The following is an 18,291-nucleotide window of genomic DNA, read 5'->3' on the forward strand; positions in this document are numbered from 1 at the left end:
AAATAACAAATCCCTCACTTGAGGGATTTTTTTATTAATCAAAACAGATATACGGTTTTCTTGGTGGGTAACAGCAATAAGGATTACTACAAAACGTGTATCCTGCCGGACATCCTCCGTCTACAGGAGTTTCACAAGCCAATGCTGCACCTCCCAAGACAGTTTTCAACTCTTTCCTGTTTAAGTTTTTTAAATTTTTCATGATTAATTTTGTTTAGTTTAATTTCCTACTCTTAAAGATTTTCGGATTCCTCTTTTTTATTTCTCTTTATGTAGAAATAAATATACAATTTCTTTTTTAATCTATTACATTTCAAATAATTATATATAAATAATGCGAAAAATATAAAACATATCTCTTGTTTTAATGAATTAATTTAATTATTTTAGCTTATTAGCAATTCCACTTATCAATCTAATTGTGAGTAGTTTGCAAACAAACAATACCATAATTAAAAATTAATTCCATGAAAAAAATTAATGTATCAAAACTTTCAAGAGCAAAACTGAAAGATGTATTCGGCGGGTATTTATATCTGCCAGAATGTCCCGGAGGATGTCATGGTGAGGGCATGATCAGATGTCCTGACGGCACTACCACAATGACTAATTTTATATGTATGGGGGGAACCTGCCAACCGGCCGCCATGTGCAAACCATTGGTTCTTGAACCTTTTCCTGGTCCCATTGAAATCACTCCATAACCTAATGAACAATACATAAAGTGGGCTTCCTAGCTCACTTTTTCATTATTAAAAAGATCACTACACTCGTTTTCAAAGCAATACATCACTGATCCTTGGTTTTTATTATCTTTAAGTAAACAAAAACCACCATGAAAACCATTGAAGAAGTTTTACAAAAACTGGATGCCATTATTATCTGGTGCAAGGAAAACAAAAGTCCGGCAGGATATTTTGCCTGTACTTACCGCATTATGACGGCACAGGTTTTAAAAGGAATCCAGCAGAAGAAATTTGATGACAATCCAAGGATGACAATGCTTGATATTGCTTTTGCACAAAGGTATCTTGAAGCATGGGAAAACTACAGCAAAGGCAAGAAATGTACAAACTCATGGTATCTGGCCTTTGAAGCAACCAAAAACAAGGACCTATTGATTCTACAGCATATCTTCCTTGGCATGAATGCCCATATCAATCTTGATTTGGGGGTTTCGGCAGCCTCCATTATGCCTTACCGAAAAATAAATCCTTTAAAAAGGGACTTTGAAAATATTAATAATGTCATTGCATTCATCAACCAAAAAGTTCAGGATTCTTTGAGTAAAATATGTTACCCTGTAGATCTTATTGATCAGCTTTCTAATGGAAAAGATAATGCCATACTCGATTTTGCAATCTCCAAAGCGAGAGAAACCTCTTGGGCAACGGCTGTAATAGCATCAAGCACTCCAAATTTCCTCAGGGAATCAGTCATTAGTATTGTTGATTATGCAGCAGCAAAGATTGCTACCCAAATTGTAAGCCCGAGACTCCTCACTCCTACCCTTATCAGGGAACTTAAAAAATGTGAAAGTGGTGATGTGATAAAAAATATCGAAATATTGGAATCAACAAAAACGGTTTAACAGAAAATAAAAAAGGCCGGGATCTTCCTCACGGATCCCGACCTCATAATGAACAAAATAAAAGAAACTATATTGTTTCCTTATGCTTTTTACGATAGGCATAATGAAATACAATTGGCAATACTGTAAATGATAGCAGCATACAGATGATAAGTCCTCCAACAATCATAATGGCTAAAGGTTTTTGAATTTCTGACCCCATTCCGTTGGACATTGCCGCAGGAAGAAGTCCCATAGACCCCATTAATGCAATCATTACTACCGGCCGAATTCTGCTTTTAACTCCTTCTGAAATAGACTCTTTTAGGGACATTCTATTTTGAAGATTCTCTTTCATTACCCCAATCAGGACAATCCCGTCAATGGTAGCTACTCCGAAAAGGATAATGAAACCAATTCCTGCCGAAATTCCAAAGATGGTTCCTGTAAACCATAGGGATAAAAACCCTCCAATAAATGCAAAGGCCAGTGTGATGGATGAGATCAGTGTATCTTTTACATTTCCAAAGTTGAAATACAGGAGCATAAGAATAAGAACTAAGGAAATTGGAACCACCATTGCCAACTGCTTTGCTGCTCTTTCTTTGCTTTCAAACTCACCGGCCCAGGTCATTTTATGATTTTTGGGAAGCTTTACATCTTTATCCACTTTAATCTTGGCTTCTTCAATGGTACTTCCCAGATCACGTCCCTCGATATTGAATCCTACTCCAATGTATCTGCTGTTTCCTTCACGGTAAATAAAGGATGGCCCCGTATGATAGTCGATGGTTGCAATTTCCTTCAATGGTACTTTTTTATTATCCTGAGTAGGAATCAAAATATTTCCCATTTTTTCCGGAGTATCACGGTATTCTTTTTCAAACCTCAGCATCACGTCAAACATTCTTTCTTCTTCATAGAACTTGGTTGCAGCCTGTCCTCCAATCGTCATTTCAATTACGGCCTGCGCATCTGCTGTAGAAACACCATACTTAGCCATTTTAGAATCGTGAAGCTGTATTCTCAGTTCCGGAAGCCCAATATTTTTGAAAACATTTACATCTGAAATTCCCGGAACGGTTCTGATGGAATTAGCGACCTGATTGGCATAATTTTCAAGTTCAAATAAATCATTCCCAAATATTTTAATAACCAACGGAGCTTTTACCCCGGCAACATATTCTTCTACGTTATCCTGAATTGGCTGGCTGAAACCGAAATTGATACCAGGATATTTTTCAAGAGAAACCCTCATTTCCTCAAGAAGTTCTTCTTTGGATATTTTTTTCTTCCACTCCTTTTCAGGTTTCAGCTGGATATTAAATTCAATATTAAAAAATCCTGTGGGATCTGTTCCATCATTGGGACGGCCGGTTTGGGTCATTACAAATTTCACTTCATCATACTTCATCAAAATCTCTTTCATCTCCTTGGTCAACCGCACAGATTCATCAAGATTTACACTGTTGGGAAGTGTTGCCCGTACATAGATAGCTCCCTCATTCAGTTTGGGTAGAAATTCTGAACCGTAATTTGAGAACTTCCATCCACAAATTGCAATTAACCCTACAAAACCAATGATAAATCCTTTTTTATGATGAATACTGAACTCGTAGATTCTGTAAATATTTACCCTGAAGAATCTGGAAATAAAGTTCTCTTTTTCTTCAATATTTTTAGTTAATAAAAGCTTACACATCGCCGGAACATACGTTAAGCTTAGAATTAATGATCCTAACAAAGCATAGCCTAATGTAAACGCCAGAGGTGAGAACATTTTGCCCTCCACTTTCTGGAATGAGAAGATCGGCATCAGGGCTACAATCAGGATCAATAGGGCAAAGAAAATATAACTTGCTACACTTCCTGCACTCTTCTTGATGATTCCTAGTTTAGAAATTTTATTAAATCTCTTTAATCCAATTTTTTTAGCTTTCAATTCGAGGGCAACAAATACATGTTCTACGATGACCAGGGTTCCCTCCAGCAGCAACCCAAAATCAAGCGCTCCCATGGAAATCAAGTTAGCCGGCAATCCCTGAATTTTCAGCATAATGATTGCAAAAAGGAATGCCAATGGAATCACAGAGGCAACAATAAATGTAGTTCTCCAGTTATACAGAAATATGAATACAATAATGGAAACCAGAATTACCCCTTCAATCAAATTTTTGGAAACGGTATGAACGGTTGTATTTACCAGTTCTGTACGGTCAATAATAGGAACAATCTGAACATCTCCTGGTAATTCTCCGCCATTCAGCTGTTCTATTCTGTCTTTAAGTCTTGCAATCACTTCACTTGGATTTTCACCACGAAGCATGATTACAATGCCTTCTACAACATCATTTTCTTTGTTGTACCCTACCTGACCCAATCTTGGCTTTGCAGAAACCTTTACTTCAGCAACGTGCTTTACCAAAATAGGAGTAGAACCTTTTACCTCAATCTGAATATTTTCAATATCCTCTTTTTTCTCTAAAAGACCAATCCCCCTCACTACATAAGCCTGATCTCCTTTTGCTACTACATCTCCGCCTACATTAATATTACTCTTCGAAACTGCTTCATACACATCCAGGGGGGAAAGGTCATAATTGTGTAGCTCCGTAGGATTAATTTTTATTTCATATGTTTTTTCCTCTCCACCAAAGCTTACCACATCAGCAACTCCCGGAACGGCCAACAATTCTCTTTCTACCACCCAATCCTGAATGGCGGTAACTTCTTTAATGGGTAATTTACTTTTAATAATATACCTGTAAATTTCACCGGTGGCTCCTGATGGAGGCTCAATACTATATTCTGCTCCACCCGGAAGATTTACATTTCCTAATTTATTGGAAGCATATTGCTGGGCATAAAAATCATTGACATGGTCATCAAAAATGACCGTAACCACAGATAATCCGAATAAAGAAATGGAGCGCACCGAAGTTTTATTCGGGATCGCATTCATCTCCTTGGAAATTGGGAGCGTGACAAATTTCTCTATTTCTTCAGCACTTCTTCCCGGCCATTGGGTAATGACTCTTACCCTTGTATTGGTAACATCCGGAAATGCCTCAATAGGAGTATGTATATAGGAATAAATACCTCCAGCCAACAAAAGAAAAGTTCCTAAAAGAACAATCAGTGAGTTTTTTAACGAAAAGGAAACTATATTCTGTACAAATTTTCGCATTACTTGGTCGACTTATTTAATTGATTTTTCAGGTTTTCATAGATCAGTAACCCATTAGAGGCAATTACATTTTCTCCCTGCTTTAAGTTTCCTTCTACATAAATATACTGGCTGTTGGAAGCCACTTCTGTTACAGGCCTTATCTCCAGTTCACAGTCTTTTTTATACACTACCACATAACTTTGATTGTTGTCAAAGATCAATGCCTTTGCAGGTATAGCCAATGCGCTTTTATTTTGAGAATTAACAGGCAAAACAACATCTGCTGACATTCCTGGCCTTAGCTTCATCCCGTTATTATCCATAATAATCTTGGCCTTTAATACTCTTTCATTTTCATTAAACACCTGTGATATATTGTTGATTTTACCTGAGAAATTATCATCAGGATAAGCCAAAGTCTTTACCACAACAGGTTGGTCTACGTACACGTGCCTCATATTGGTTGCATATACATTCGCCATTACCCAAACCTTATCCAGATTAGAAATAGTGAAAAGCTGATCTCCACCAGCGGTAACCGGCATTCCCTTGGAAATATTCTTGGCAATAACATATCCGTCTGCAGGGGCCTTTATCTGAATGGTACTTCCCCCCGCAGAATACAGCTGCATATTTTTTTGAGTCTTTGAAATATTGGACTGTAATATGGTTACTTCCGATCTGGCTTCCTGAAGGTCTTTTTGAGAAGCGATATCGTCTTTATACATGGCTTCTACAGAAGCCAGTTTTCTTTTGGCCACAGCCAATTGCGCTTGTAAGGTTTGAGTATCATCCTGCATTTCGTTAACCGCTGTACTTTTTACACTGGCTAGAATCTGTCCTTTTTTTACATAATCTCCCAAAGAAAAATAGGTATCTGTAACCACTCCATCTACAAGGCTTACAAAGGGAACTGTTTTATCAGAATTACTCTCCACTTCTCCGGTAAGAGTGATGCTTTCTTCTATGGGAAGCATTTCTGCTTTAGCAAGTTTAATATCCTTTTTTAGCTCCTTGCTGATGCAGTATGTTTTTTCTGCTTCATTATCCTGTTTTTGATCTTTACAGCCTGTAAGCGTAACCAGGGCAGACAGATATATTACTGCAATGTATTGGGTAGTATTTATTTTCATAAGTAGATGTTTGTATTTTTATAAGGTAATGGATAGTTGTCTGCGGTATCCCTATTCACTGGGATTCTTTCAATGACAGCTTTACATCTTATAAATCTTGTCCTACAACATATTGCAGGTTTTCGTAGTATTGATTAAGTTCCTTTTTAGTATCCAGTATGATCATTTTATTGCCAATGTAGGTATCCAGAAAATCCATGTATTCCAGCATACTGATATTTCTTAGTCTAAAGTTTTTCTCATGACTCACCAACAAACCGTCTAATGTAGCTTCGTAAGCATCATCAATTTCTTCGGAAACTTCCTGGGTACGGATATAATTTCTGAAAACGGAGACTATTTCATTCTCAGACTTCAACCTATTTTTTCGGGTTTCATTCTTGCTTTTCTCTATTTCAAGCTTAGCTTCCTGAATATTTCCTTTATTTCTGTCGAAAATCGGAAGATCAACCGAAACCCCTAATCCAATAAAGTCTTTCATAATATTTCCCCCTCGGTCATACCCTATGGAAACTGCTACATCAGGAGTCTTCATTGCATTTTGAATTTCAAGATTCTTAAAAGCATGCTTTTCTTTGTTTTTTGAAATCAAGATATCCGGACGATTTTCCTTTGCCTTTTCCAGCCACTGTGTCAATTCTATTTCCGAAAGTTGTTTTTCCGGCATTGTAAATACATCTGAAATCACAAGGTAAGAATGGGACGGAATCATAAGTAAAGATTTCAGCTCCACTTGTTGATCTTCAATTTCCTGCTTCAATGAAACAAGCTTTTTCTTGAATTCAATTTCCTGAGCCTTTAAACGAACATACTCTGCCTTACTAATATTCCCCAGATTCAATTGGTTATGATAGGATTTCGTTAATTTTTCAATGGATGCAATCTGCCCCTGATAGATCTTTTGCTGTTCCTGATTGAACAAAATTTCAGTAATTGTATTCCTCAACGTTTTTTTGAGCTCACGTAATACTTCCTGTAGTTCATACTTTTCTCCCTCAACTTCAATTTTCTGCAATTCAATATTTTTTCTTCTCTTTCCTGCTGTCTGAATTACCTGTTCTATTTCTGCAGAGATCTGTGTGTTTTTTCCCCAGTTTCCAATCAGTGCAGGCTGCTCTTCAATATCATAAGTTCTCCACAGATTAACTTCACTGATGCTTAATTTAGGATTGGGCCAGTATTTAGCCTGAACTGCCCTTGCCTCTGCCTGAGAAATTTCAAGTTTTTGGGCAATAAGATCAAGGTTATTGGCAAGAAAAATCGTTTCAGCTTCCTTTCTGTCAATTCTCAGAGTATCTGAAATCTGTGCTGAAAAGAAACTGAAACAATGAATATAAAATAGTGTAAAAAAAATTTTCTTCAAGGTCTCTTATTTAAAACCACAAAATTATTTTTCTAACATTAGAGGCAATTTCGAGTGAAATTAAAATTCAATTAGTTCAACATTAGAGTTTGATTAGAATGATTTTTATTCCGGTAAATTATATTTGATTAATTATATTTTGGCTAAAGAATTATGAGCCTATTATGTAAGTGGGTTAAAACCTGCTTCCATTGAATATTGAATTTACCCAATCAGCAAAATATGAGAGAGAAACATCAGGAATGAACCGGAAATTCAAGAAGAACACTTGTACCAACATTTACAACAGAATCAATTTTCATTAGGATATTATGATGATCAAAAATGCTTTTGGATAATGACAATCCAATTCCGCTTCCTTTCACATTTTCTACATTTTGTCCCCTGTAAAAAGTTTCTGTAATCTTCAAAAGGTCATCAGAGAGAATGCCCTTACCCTGGTCTTTAACCTCTATATTCAACTGATTATTTTTTTCTGACAAATTGATAATCACAGGATGGTCCTGAGAATACTTAATGGCGTTTTCTACAATATTATATAACGCTAAATATAAAAGAGTCTCATTCCCAGGAAACTCAAGCAGGGTTGGTTTTGTAACCTGAAGCTCTATTTTAAGCTTAGATTGTTTTTCCTTCGCCTTAGGTTCCAGTTTTTCATAGATTTTCCAGATAAGTTCGTCTATCCTCACCTGCTTATGGGAGGCCTCAAGCTTTGTCATTCCCGACATCAGAAGAAGATTATTGAGAATATTTTCAATTTCATAAACATTCTCCAATGATTCCTTGGCCACCTTTTTATATTCTTCCGGAGTTCGGTCCCTTTGGGCAAATACTTCCAGGTTTCCGGAAATTGCGGCTAAAGGAGTTTTAAATTCATGGGAAACATAGTTGATAAAGTTCTGTTGCAGCAGGACATTTTCAGAAATACGGCCTAATAATTTATTGTAAGATTTAATCAGATCTTCAATCTCATCATTGGTATTGGTAGATGTAATGGCTGTAGAAATATTATTATATTCCACTTTGTTGATCCGCTCTACCACATTGGAAATCGGTTTATATACAACCTTTGAAAGGTATCTGCTTAAAAAATAAATGGCCAGCAACCCGATAATAAGCACAGAAATCATAATAATGGCAAGTCGCCAAATCTGCGATTGAAATGAATCATTAGGCGATTTTACAAATACAACAAAGTCACCCTGATTATCCGGATAAAAAATACCGTAGTAGAAATCATTACCAGCCATGAATTGTGTTCCCTTATTATTTCTGGCAGCTTGTAAATGAATAGGTTTAATATTTTTGTCATTCAGATTGTGACCAAAAGTAACCTGATTATTCTGGTTATAAACCGCTACCCTGTTATTCTGGATAAGATGATTATATTCTTGTTTAATCTGGGCATGCCTGTTCTTGGGTAGTTCATCTTTTTCAAGATAATAGATAGCTGAAATAAGTGCTGTATTCCTAAGCTTTTCAAAATAAAAGATCTTTGTACTGTCATAATAGGCAAAAAATATCACCGCAGATGTGATGATAGAAACAATGCCAAACGAAAGGCTTGAAATAAGGGTAAACCTGTTCCTAAGAGTCATTTCAATCTTTAATTAAATATCCTGTTCCCTTTACAGTATGGATAATTTTCTGTTGCGTTTCATCAATTTTATTACGAACATAGGAAATATACACATCCACCACATTCGTAGTACTGTCAAAATCTATTCCCCAAACATTGTGCAAAATCTGTGTTCTGCTCAATACCTTATTTTTATTTTCCATCAAAAAAGTAAAAAGCTTATATTCTGTAGGAGAAAACTCAATCTCTTTTTCATTTTGAGTCACCTTATGAAGGTCCGTATCAATCACAATAGTCCCACAAGTTAGATAGTGATCTTCTTTTTGATAGCTCAGTTTATTACGCCTTGTTAAAGCCTTAATCCTAGAGATCAGCTCTTCAAAATGGAAAGGCTTGGATAAGTAGTCATCCGCCCCCAAATCCAGCATTTTAATTTTATCATCCGGACTGTTCAGGGCACTCAGCACCAAAATCGGAGTGTAATTTCCCTTAAACCTTATGATTTGGGTAAGCTGCATTCCATCCAATCCCGGAAGCATAATATCCATCAGTATAATATCAAAATCATAGGTATGAAGAATTTCTCTGGCCTTTTCCCCCGAATCAGCAAGTGTCATATTATGGCCGGCTTCAGAAAGTCCTTTCAACAGGAAACTGCTAATTCTTTGATCGTCCTCTACCAATAAGATATTCATAATGTTTCTGAAATTTCCCATAAATATAGGGATTCTGGTTGAAGAAAGGAAGCCAGAAACAAGAAGCGAAAATTTTTCAAGCTTTAAAATAATAACAACAATACCATTTCGAAATGAATCATTCAATAACAACTTCCAGCCTTTTTTCATAATTTTGAGAAATGGAGATGACATATTTAATTATTGGATGTATTGCCGGCGGATTATTGGGAGCCATTATTTTATATTTTGCGTTGAAATCGTCTACGGTTTCAAGAAGTTCTTATGATGAACTCAATACTCTCCACATTAAAAACAAATCAGATCTTGAAAACTCAGCCTTGAAAGTTCAGGAGCTGAATCAAAATCTTACCAAAGAAAAAGAATTAAATATACAACAGCAGGATCTTTTGAATGACCTGAAAAATGAATTTGCCAAGATCTCTGCCCAGCACTCTTCTTTGAATAATCAGTTTCAGGAGCAGAAACAAGCGAATTTAAAACAGGGCTTTCAAATAGAAACACTTATTGCCGAGAAGCAGGAATTTTTCGCTAAAAATGCTGAACTTTCTGCCCAAAATGAAAGCCTACAAAAATCTCTTTCTACTCAAAAGGAAGAAATTACAAAAATACAAGAAGAGTCTAAATTGCAGTTTGAAAATCTAGCGAATAAAATCCTGGAAGAAAAAACTGAAAAGTTCACCACTTTAAATCAAAATAACTTAAAAAATATTCTTGATCCGTTTCAGGAAAAAATTGCTGACTTAAAAAACAGAGTGAATGAAGCCTATGAAAAGGAGAACAAGGAACGTTTCTCCCTTGCTGAAAAAGTAAAGGAACTTGCAGAACTGAACCAACAAATTTCTGAAGATGCAAAAAAATTAACCCGAGCCCTCAAAGGTGAAAGCAAAACCCAAGGAAACTGGGGTGAAATGATTTTGGAAAGTATCCTTGAAAAATCAGGATTGGTAAAGGGCAGAGAATATTTTCTGGAACACGAACTTCGTGATGAAGACAACAAAGCTTTGTTTTCTGAATTCTCAGGAAAAAAAATGCGTCCCGATGCCGTTGTAAAATATCCCGATGAAAGAAATGTCATTATTGATTCTAAGGTTTCCCTTACGGCTTTCACAGAATTGGTGGATGAAACAGATCAGGATGTTTACATGATGAAGCTTAATCAACATCTAGGTTCTATCAAAAACCATATCATGCAGCTTAGCCAAAAAGCTTATGACGATTATGGAAAATCTCTGGACTTTGTCATGATGTTTATCCCAAGTGAGCCCGCTTATATTGCAGCTATGCAGGCAGACCAAAACCTTTGGAACTATGCCTACGACAGGAGAATTCTTCTCTTGAACCCAAGTAACCTAATCACTTCCCTAAAGCTGATCGCAGATCTTTGGAAACGCGAGTATCAAAATAAAAATGCATTGGAAATTGCAGATCGTGGAGCAAGACTTTATGATAAATTTGTAGGATTTGTGGATAACCTCGAAAAAGTAGGAAGAAATCTTGATCTTGCTAAAAATGTTTATAATGATGCCTACAAACAGCTTTATACCGGAAATGACAACCTTGTCATTCAGACTCAAAAATTAAAATCATTGGGAATTAAAAATAAAAAAGAACTCCCCAAAAGTCTTATCGACAACACTAATTTAATTGAATAAAAGACAAAATATTATTCTGTTGAAATCCAGTAAAGAAAATTAAAATTTAAAAAGTAGCTGATATGTTTTCCCTTGTACCCTATTCATATCCAAAATCAAAATCGGTAAAAGAAATATTGATTTCCTCTGTGGCAGCAGGAATTCTTGTTTATCTTTTCCTGATTATTTTTCAGCCATTTGGTACAGAAAACTATCACCATCCATACAAATACCTTATTCTTTTTCCATACACTCTTATTTTTGGGGCAGCCTTTTTTGTTTCAAGCCTCTTTGTTTTCAAATTCAAAGATTGGAATATCGGCTCTGAGCTCTTGAAAATCTTCGTCATCTTATTGCTTGGTTCCATCTTGTCCTACCTTTACAATACATTATTTATAAGTCATGTAAAACTTAGTCTTGAAAATTATGGTTATATGCTTCTCTACTCACTCGCAGTAGGCATTCCTATTTCTACTATCTATATTCTGTCAAGATATATTTATTTAAAAAACATCCATGAAAATATTGCACAGGAAATCGCACCTCGACTAATGGATAGCCATGAAAACACCAAAGAAAAAATCCTGAAAATTTCCGGTAACAATATTGACCTGGCCATTGCAGAAGAAGATTTTTTGTGTGCCCAATCTATGGAGAACTACTGCAATCTATACATTGTAGAAAATAATGCAATAAAAAAACTTTTGCTCAGAATAAGTTTATCCAATGTTTTATCACAAGTGGAAACAGACTCCATCAAAAAATGCCATCGCTCTTACATTGTTAATCTGGAAAAAGTAAAAAACCTTAAAGGAAATGCTCAAGGATATAAATTAATTCTTCCTGAAATCGAATTTGAAATTCCGGTTTCCAGAAGCTTTATCTCAAATATTATTCCCGGGTTACAAGAATACAGAAAGTAAAAACTTGTCGCTGGTCACTATTCCTTGACACTCATCACATTCATTTGATTCTCTTTATCAAAAGCTACATTTTTGCTCAAAAATAACTGACATGAGTAAAAATATTCGCTTTTTTTCCATCTTTATTCTCGGTTTTACTACCTACTATTTCTTTGATTTATATTGTTTTAAAAGCATACAGCAATTCTCAAAACACCTTTTTCACAGTAAAGCTGTTGCCCATATTATTGCTTACGCGGTGAGCTTAATTCCATTGGGAATAACATTAAAGATTTTATTTTATAAAAAGAATATTCTTAATCTATTCTCATTAGATAAATCTGTTATTAAAGGATTTACCTTAGCTTTTTTAGGAACATTACCCATGCTCATTGGGAATTGGGTACATTTTAAAATAACCCGTTCAATAAATATTGAATCCTTATTCATCAATACTATTTCCTCTGCTTTTTTTGAAGAAATAATCTTCAGAGCATTTCTCATTGGAACATTATTCCGATTCACAAAACTCGGATTTCTGTCATCTGTATTACTGGGATCATTATTATTTGCACAGGTACACTTATATCAAAGTCAAAAAACCATAGAGCTTATTGAAATATTTCTCATTACATTTCTGGGCTCTGTATTTTTTGCGTGGGTATATTTTGAACACAATTTTAACCTCTGGTGTGCCATATCTCTCCATTTTTTCATGAACTTGTATTGGGAAATCTTCAATGTCTCGGAAAATGTTTCCGGAAACCTTTATGGAAATCTTTATAAAATTCTATCTATCTTTCTAATTATAGGCATCACTATATATCATAAAAGGAAAGATAAAATACCTTTTCAAATCTCATGGAAAAGTCTTTTTATAAAAAGCACAGAAGTTCAATCATAAATTTTGCATAATTTTGCGAAATGTTGATAGAAAGTTTTCAAAACGAAAAAATAAAAAATGTCACTAAGCTACTTACTGACAACAGATTCCGTAAAAAATCGAAGGTTTTTGTCGTAGAAGGACAGCAAGAGAACGAAAGGGCTGTACAATATAACTTCGAACCATTGGAGTTCTTTATCTGTGAAAATATCTTCAAAGGAGCCATTCCTGATGGAAAAATCCATTATGTAAGTGATAAGGTTTACGAAAAAATAGCTTACAGAGGAAGTTCTGAGGGAATTATTGGAATATACCAAGCTAAAGAAACGCCACTTTCATCATATATTCCCAAGGAAAATTCTACGGTTATTATTGTGGAAGGAGTTGAAAAACCAGGCAATCTTGGAGCTATTCTAAGAAGTTGTGAAGCTTTTGGCATTGATGCCCTGATTGTTGCAGACGGTAAAACCGATTTCTACAACCCTAATGTGATCAGATCCAGTGTAGGCTGCCTTTTTGGAATGGAAGTTTATCAGGCTGAAAATAATGAAACATTAGAATTCCTGCAAAAAAACAACTTCAGTATTTATACAACATTGATGGACGAAAGTGCGGAAGATCTTTATAAAAGAGATTTCACTCAGCGTTCTGCCGTATTATTTGGGACTGAACATTCCGGGTTAAGTGATTTCTGGATTGGAAAAGGGAAAAATACACTTATTCCTATGGCAGGAAGTATTGATTCTCTGAATCTGAGTAATGCTGTGGCTATTACTTGTTATGAATCCTTAAGACAGAAGAAAGGATAAAGAGAATATAGACTCCTTAAGATGATATCATCTTTTAGATATTTAGGATTCATCTTTTTGTTTATGATATTAAAGCATAAAAAAACCGTCTCACTGAGTGAAACGGTTCTTTTATTTTTAAGCTAGGCTAAAATTATTTCTTAGCAGCGTCTTTTGCAGCATCTTTAGCAGCGTCAGCAGCTCCTTTAGCAGCATCAGCAGCTCCTTTAGCAGCGTCAGCAGCTCCTTTAGCAGCATCTTTAGCAACTTCAGTTCCAGCAGCAGTAGTAGCAGCAGCAGCATCTTTAGTAGCTTCTACAGCAGTAGTTGCAGCAGAATCAACAACTTTAGCAGCAGAATCAGAAACTACAGCAGCAGAATCAGCTACGTTAGCAGCAGCAGAATCAGTTGTACCTTCAGTAGCAGTAGCGTCAGTTTTTTTACAAGCAACTAGAGAGATTGCAGCGATAGCAGCTACGAATAATGACTTTTTCATAATAAATTAAATTTAATTTTGTTAATATTGTTTTATAAAATTTTCTTCTGTTCTGTTATTTGAACAAGACAAAGGTAGAGCAGTTAGAAAATTTGTTTATGAAAAATAATTGTAATACCTTTGTAAAATAGTTTTACAAAAAAACATAACTGATAATCAACAATTTAATTATTTAAAAAAAAATTGACAGATTTAGATCTATTACACTTTGAACAACTAAAAAAGGACGTTCAGGGTCAATATTTAAAAGAATATACCCCTTCGCAGGATGACATATCCAAGTGGAAGGGTATAGATATCATATATTTTCAGGAAGACCTGCGCAAAAAAGCAAAAGGTAACATCAGTGAAAAGTCATTTTACACCTATTTCAAAAATTCACCAGTCACAAAATTACCGAGGATAGATATGCTTAATTTATTGAGTATTTATGCGGGTTATGACTCATGGTATGAATTTAAGAAACAGCATCTTTTTGCTGGGGAATTATTACTCGAAAATGAAAATCTGGATGAAGAAGAAATTGATGAATTGGAAAAAACAGTGACATCAGCTCCTGAACTTCAAAAAAATGAGTTTCAGCCTAAAAAAACAGAACTTAACACCCCTGAAAACACTGATTTACAAAAATCAATTACTGAAAATCAACAAGTTAATACTTCCGTTACAAAAAATAACGAAACTGAATTTTCACCTATCCCTCCTAAGAAAAATTTCTTCAAAAAGAATGCTTGGGCACTTATTACTTCCGTTTTAATTACCATAACCGGTCTGTTAGGATTTAAAGATGTAATTTTTTCAAAAAGTTATACGTATTGTTTTATTGATAAGGACAGGGGAGTTTCCGTAATCAACACATTAGAGATAATGGTAGTTAAGGAAAATGAATCTCCTTTGATGTATAAAATAAAGCCAGGTGATTGTTTTTCTTATTCCACTAAGGATAAGATTCTAAAAATGCGCATTAGTGCTCCATTTTATGAACCTTTGGAGGTTAACAGAAATCTGGAAAATGCTCCTGAAGAGGAAAAAATAGAACTGAAGCCGGATGATTATAAAATGGCAGTCTATTATTTCTCTATAAAGGATATTAAAGGTGGAAACCCTGAAGAACAGGTAGCCCTTATTAAGCAGAAAAGAAATCAGCTGGAAAACCTGATTAGCAACAATGCTATTATATATCAGGTATACGACAATAACACTTATGGAATTGAAAGACTTGACAAACAAAAGTACATCACCCTTGTAACCACTCCTACTACTTCACTGAAAAACCTGAATGTAATAGAAATGAAAAAGGATAACAACGGTAAGATTGTATCCATTAAATTTAAAATTACCTCCACAGATGAAAAGAATAAATAACTTTTTAATTTTCTCGGTACTTCTGACTTTATTTGTTGCCTGTAATAATAAAAAAACAGAGGTAAGCGATCTGGACAAACTAAGAAACAGCAATAATGCAAAAAGCTATCCTGCTGTACAAATGGATAGTATGCAGGCCATCAACTCCATAACCAAACAAAAGGTTCAGGAACTTCTTGACCTTTCCACCCTATATTTATCCGGAAACAGAAATACGGAGATAGATACTGTTATTTATTCCCAGATGGAAAGCTACTTCCATAAACCTGACTCTTTAACTTTTAAAAGGTTATTTTCAGAACTGGACAGTATGAAGGTAAAATCTGTGAAAGTGAACAATTTAAACGTCTACAAGGAATTCTATAAGAAAGATACGCTTGATTATGCAAGATTCAATGTAGAATATTTTGACGGCAAAAATAAGTCATTAGGAAATTTTGAGAAGAATGCACAGTACATATTACTGTCCACCTCCAAGCTAAAAAAAGAATTTAAGTTCTACTTTTTAGATTTTTATTCCAAACCAATCAAGAAAGACAGTACTTCTGTAGGAGTAACCAAATAGTCCAGCGGAATATCATATTCCCAGACGTCATCGATATATTCATCGGGGTCAAAGTAATTGACTCCGATTTTTTTTGTCTCGGATGACATCCCTTGAAAAAGGCCATCGTAGAAACCTTTTCCATAGCCTATCCTATTTCCTTTTTTGTCACAATATAAAAGAGGTGTAATTACATAATGGTAATCATTTTCATCAGCATCCTCATTGGAGACAGGCTCTGAAATTCCCCAACTGTTGGTTTCAAATAATGTATCTTCAAAAATTTCTATATTGATGAGCTCATCCCCTACTATTTTAGGCACAAACACACGGATATTATGTGATAAAAAATACTGGATGAAGATTTGGGTATCAATTTCTTTTCTGGCCACAATCGGGATAAAAACATGTACTTTCTCCGACTCTTTTGGCTGGAAATGATGAATGAAATTTTCAAAAATCTTTTCAGATAACAAGAAAGCCTCATCAGGAGACAAGGCTTTTCTTTTTTGTATATATTTTTTTCTAAGTTCTGCTTTTAGCATAGTCTTATGCATTTTCAGTTTGCGCAATTTTATATAATTTGTCAGACAAACGAACTCTAAATGGTAATTCAAAAGTAATCTGATCTCCTACATTTGCTATTTCACAAGGACCTCCGTTTGCATAAATCTGAGTAATTGTAACTTCCTGCTCTCCTGTAGTAGGTCCTGAAATCAAAACTTTATCTCCTATAGAAAGCTCTTTGTTTTCAATTAGGAACTGTGCAATTTTTGATTTTGAATAATAATGTTCTGCCTTTCCAATTAATGTTTTTTTAACTTTTATTTTCTGGCGAATATCTTTCGTTTCAGCTTTTGTAGCCTTTCCTAAAGTTTGAGTTGATAAATCTCCTGAATTTTTAAATTTCAGTGCGTCAGATTTTCCTTTTCTGAATACTTTATTTCCAACCTGCAATCCTTTTCTTAGCTTAACCTGCTCTTCTACTGGTAAATGTATTGTTTCTAAACATTCAGTAGAACAAGTGTTTTCCATGGCTGCTTTACATTCATCACATTGAATAAACAATAAATGACAGGCATCATTGGCACAATTGGTATGGTTATCACAAGGCTTTCCACATTGATGGCACTGAGAAATAATATCGTCTGTAATTCTTTCCCCTAAGCGGTGGTCAAACACGAAATTTTTACCTATAAATTTACTCTCTATTCCTTCTTCTTTAATCTGGCGGGTATATTCAATGATTCCCCCTTCTAATTGGAAAACATTTTTAAAACCCTGATGTTTGAAGTAAGCACTGGCCTTTTCACAACGAATTCCACCGGTACAATACATTAGAAGGTTTTTATCTTCTTTAAAATCCTGTAGCTGATCATTAATGATGGGTAAACTTTCTCTGAAGTTTTCCACATCAGGAGTAATAGCTCCCTCAAAGTGCCCTACCTCACTCTCGTAGTGATTTCTAAAATCAACTACAATGGTGTTAGGATCATCAAGCATATTATTAAATTCCTGTGCTTTTAAATGGATTCCTTTATTCGTAACATCAAAAGATTCGTCATTCAAACCATCAGCAACAATTTTATTTCTAACCTTTATAGTTAGCTTTAAAAAAGAATGGTTATCCTGATCTACTGCTACATTTAAACGAATTCCTTTCATGAAGTCATAAACTTCCAGCGTATCCCGAAAAGCCTCAAATTGGTCAGCAGGAACACTCATTTGAGCATTTATTCCTTCATGCGCTACATAAATACGGCCTAGGGCATCAAGGGCGTTCCAGGCTATAAATAATTCGTCGCGAAATTTTTTGGGATCTTCAATTTTGGCATACGCATAGAAAGACAATGTAAGGCGGTCCTTACCAGCTTCATCAATAAGTTGAGCTCTTTCTTCTGCGCTTAAGGTGTTATACAGTTGCATGCTATAAACGTTTTAAGTGAGAAAAATATTTTTGCAAAGATAGTAATTTTTCAATTAAATGGATTTCTCTTTCATCATTGCATCCTATAGAATATAAATAACAAAGCCTTTAATAAGGGCTGATAATTTATTACAGAGACATAAGATTGGCATCGATTTTTCTATATTTTAATTTTTTCGTGTCCCATTTTATCATAAGACATCGTATTATTTTCTTTAATATTTTTTTAATTTTTGTTAACTA

17 protein-coding genes are annotated in these 18,291 nt (G+C 34.9%); 8 read left to right on the plus strand and 9 right to left on the minus strand.

Annotated elements, in window-relative coordinates; all coding sequences use genetic code 11:
* Window positions 1-34 precede the first annotated feature (34 nt).
* Window positions 35-202 (minus strand): bacteriocin-like protein, encoded by a 168-nt coding sequence (locus C7D53_RS20940; RefSeq protein ID WP_162926170.1) that lies wholly within the window; start codon window positions 200-202, stop codon window positions 35-37.
* A gap of 265 nt (window positions 203-467) precedes the next feature.
* Here C7D53_RS20940 and C7D53_RS12705 point away from each other — a divergent pair, with 265 nt between their 5' ends.
* Both C7D53_RS12705 and C7D53_RS12710 read left to right on the plus strand, forming a co-directional pair.
* The gene (locus C7D53_RS12705) at window positions 468-704 is read left to right on the plus strand and encodes a hypothetical protein (protein ID WP_106916830.1); all 237 of its coding nucleotides are present in this window, start codon (window positions 468-470) and stop codon (window positions 702-704) included.
* Window positions 705-835: 131 nt separating this feature from the next.
* Window positions 836-1,591: a DUF5995 family protein gene (locus C7D53_RS12710; protein WP_106916831.1), complete on the plus strand. Its 756-nt coding sequence runs from the start codon at window positions 836-838 to the stop codon at window positions 1,589-1,591.
* Window positions 1,592-1,658: 67 nt separating this feature from the next.
* Here C7D53_RS12710 and C7D53_RS12715 read toward each other — a convergent pair whose 3' ends face one another.
* From C7D53_RS12715 to C7D53_RS12735, 5 genes are all read right to left on the minus strand, one after another.
* Window positions 1,659-4,757, minus strand: coding sequence for an efflux RND transporter permease subunit (locus C7D53_RS12715; protein ID WP_106916832.1), 3,099 nt, complete (start codon window positions 4,755-4,757; stop codon window positions 1,659-1,661).
* Window positions 4,757-5,872: an efflux RND transporter periplasmic adaptor subunit gene (locus C7D53_RS12720; RefSeq protein ID WP_106916833.1), complete on the minus strand. Its 1,116-nt coding sequence runs from the start codon at window positions 5,870-5,872 to the stop codon at window positions 4,757-4,759. The genes C7D53_RS12715 and C7D53_RS12720 overlap by 1 nt, the downstream gene beginning before the upstream one ends.
* Window positions 5,873-5,960: 88 nt before the next feature.
* On the minus strand, window positions 5,961-7,235 hold the full coding sequence (locus C7D53_RS12725) for a TolC family protein (protein ID WP_106916834.1): 1,275 nt from the start codon (window positions 7,233-7,235) through the stop codon (window positions 5,961-5,963).
* A gap of 236 nt (window positions 7,236-7,471) precedes the next feature.
* Complete coding sequence (locus C7D53_RS12730) at window positions 7,472-8,833, minus strand: HAMP domain-containing sensor histidine kinase (protein ID WP_106916835.1); 1,362 nt, start codon at window positions 8,831-8,833, stop codon at window positions 7,472-7,474.
* 1 nt (window position 8,834) lies between these two features.
* Complete coding sequence (locus C7D53_RS12735; RefSeq protein ID WP_106917118.1) at window positions 8,835-9,509, minus strand: response regulator transcription factor; 675 nt, start codon at window positions 9,507-9,509, stop codon at window positions 8,835-8,837.
* A 161-nt stretch (window positions 9,510-9,670) separates the two neighbouring features.
* Between C7D53_RS12735 and rmuC the strand changes: the two genes are divergently transcribed.
* From rmuC to C7D53_RS12755, 4 genes are all read left to right on the plus strand, one after another.
* Window positions 9,671-11,164 carry a DNA recombination protein RmuC gene (gene rmuC / locus C7D53_RS12740; protein ID WP_394337083.1) on the plus strand — a complete coding sequence of 498 codons (1,494 nt, stop codon included), beginning with the start codon at window positions 9,671-9,673 and terminating at the stop codon, window positions 11,162-11,164.
* 62 nt (window positions 11,165-11,226) lie between these two features.
* Complete coding sequence (locus C7D53_RS12745; RefSeq protein ID WP_106916837.1) at window positions 11,227-12,066, plus strand: LytTR family transcriptional regulator DNA-binding domain-containing protein; 840 nt, start codon at window positions 11,227-11,229, stop codon at window positions 12,064-12,066.
* A 91-nt stretch (window positions 12,067-12,157) separates the two neighbouring features.
* On the plus strand, window positions 12,158-12,949 hold the full coding sequence (locus C7D53_RS12750; protein WP_106916838.1) for a CPBP family intramembrane glutamic endopeptidase: 792 nt from the start codon (window positions 12,158-12,160) through the stop codon (window positions 12,947-12,949).
* A 20-nt stretch (window positions 12,950-12,969) separates the two neighbouring features.
* The gene (locus C7D53_RS12755; RefSeq protein ID WP_106916839.1) at window positions 12,970-13,737 is read left to right on the plus strand and encodes a TrmH family RNA methyltransferase; all 768 of its coding nucleotides are present in this window, start codon (window positions 12,970-12,972) and stop codon (window positions 13,735-13,737) included.
* 133 nt (window positions 13,738-13,870) lie between these two features.
* On the opposite strand, the gene C7D53_RS12760 is transcribed toward C7D53_RS12755, so the two are convergent.
* Entirely contained in the window at window positions 13,871-14,212 is a 342-nt protein-coding gene (locus C7D53_RS12760; protein WP_076353234.1) for a hypothetical protein, read from the minus strand.
* A 183-nt stretch (window positions 14,213-14,395) separates the two neighbouring features.
* Here C7D53_RS12760 and C7D53_RS12765 point away from each other — a divergent pair, with 183 nt between their 5' ends.
* Entirely contained in the window at window positions 14,396-15,577 is a 1,182-nt protein-coding gene (locus C7D53_RS12765; RefSeq protein WP_106916840.1) for a hypothetical protein, read from the plus strand.
* Complete coding sequence (locus C7D53_RS12770) at window positions 15,561-16,142, plus strand: hypothetical protein (RefSeq protein ID WP_106916841.1); 582 nt, start codon at window positions 15,561-15,563, stop codon at window positions 16,140-16,142. The genes C7D53_RS12765 and C7D53_RS12770 overlap by 17 nt, the downstream gene beginning before the upstream one ends.
* Here C7D53_RS12770 and C7D53_RS12775 read toward each other — a convergent pair.
* Together C7D53_RS12775 and trhO are read right to left on the minus strand one after the other, a co-directional pair.
* Entirely contained in the window at window positions 16,091-16,666 is a 576-nt protein-coding gene (locus tag C7D53_RS12775) for a 5-formyltetrahydrofolate cyclo-ligase (protein WP_106917119.1), read from the minus strand. The two genes, C7D53_RS12770 and C7D53_RS12775, sit on opposite strands and share 52 nt — an antisense overlap.
* A 4-nt stretch (window positions 16,667-16,670) precedes the next feature.
* On the minus strand, window positions 16,671-18,047 hold the full coding sequence (gene trhO, locus C7D53_RS12780) for an oxygen-dependent tRNA uridine(34) hydroxylase TrhO (protein WP_106916842.1): 1,377 nt from the start codon (window positions 18,045-18,047) through the stop codon (window positions 16,671-16,673).
* Window positions 18,048-18,291 lie beyond the last annotated feature (244 nt).

Source organism: Chryseobacterium aurantiacum, assembly GCF_003020585.1.
Lineage (GTDB): Bacteria > Bacteroidota > Bacteroidia > Flavobacteriales > Weeksellaceae > Chryseobacterium > Chryseobacterium aurantiacum.

Excerpts from the sequence above, each read along its gene's own strand:
- C7D53_RS20940 (WP_162926170.1), bottom strand. The coding sequence starts at position 202 with ATGAAAAATTTAAAAAACTTAAACAGGAAAGAGTTGAAAACTGTCTTG.
- C7D53_RS12705 (WP_106916830.1), top strand. The coding sequence starts at position 468 with ATGAAAAAAATTAATGTATCAAAACTTTCAAGAGCAAAACTGAAAGAT.
- C7D53_RS12710 (WP_106916831.1), top strand. The coding sequence starts at position 836 with ATGAAAACCATTGAAGAAGTTTTACAAAAACTGGATGCCATTATTATC.
- C7D53_RS12715 (WP_106916832.1), bottom strand. The coding sequence starts at position 4,757 with ATGCGAAAATTTGTACAGAATATAGTTTCCTTTTCGTTAAAAAACTCA.
- C7D53_RS12720 (WP_106916833.1), bottom strand. The coding sequence starts at position 5,872 with ATGAAAATAAATACTACCCAATACATTGCAGTAATATATCTGTCTGCC.
- C7D53_RS12730 (WP_106916835.1), bottom strand. The coding sequence starts at position 8,833 with ATGACTCTTAGGAACAGGTTTACCCTTATTTCAAGCCTTTCGTTTGGC.
- C7D53_RS12735 (WP_106917118.1), bottom strand. The coding sequence starts at position 9,509 with ATGAATATCTTATTGGTAGAGGACGATCAAAGAATTAGCAGTTTCCTG.
- rmuC (WP_394337083.1), top strand. The coding sequence starts at position 9,671 with ATGGAGATGACATATTTAATTATTGGATGTATTGCCGGCGGATTATTG.
- C7D53_RS12745 (WP_106916837.1), top strand. The coding sequence starts at position 11,227 with ATGTTTTCCCTTGTACCCTATTCATATCCAAAATCAAAATCGGTAAAA.
- C7D53_RS12750 (WP_106916838.1), top strand. The coding sequence starts at position 12,158 with ATGAGTAAAAATATTCGCTTTTTTTCCATCTTTATTCTCGGTTTTACT.
- C7D53_RS12755 (WP_106916839.1), top strand. The coding sequence starts at position 12,970 with ATGTTGATAGAAAGTTTTCAAAACGAAAAAATAAAAAATGTCACTAAG.
- C7D53_RS12760 (WP_076353234.1), bottom strand. The coding sequence starts at position 14,212 with ATGAAAAAGTCATTATTCGTAGCTGCTATCGCTGCAATCTCTCTAGTT.
- C7D53_RS12770 (WP_106916841.1), top strand. The coding sequence starts at position 15,561 with ATGAAAAGAATAAATAACTTTTTAATTTTCTCGGTACTTCTGACTTTA.
- C7D53_RS12775 (WP_106917119.1), bottom strand. The coding sequence starts at position 16,666 with ATGCTAAAAGCAGAACTTAGAAAAAAATATATACAAAAAAGAAAAGCC.
- trhO (WP_106916842.1), bottom strand. The coding sequence starts at position 18,047 with ATGCAACTGTATAACACCTTAAGCGCAGAAGAAAGAGCTCAACTTATT.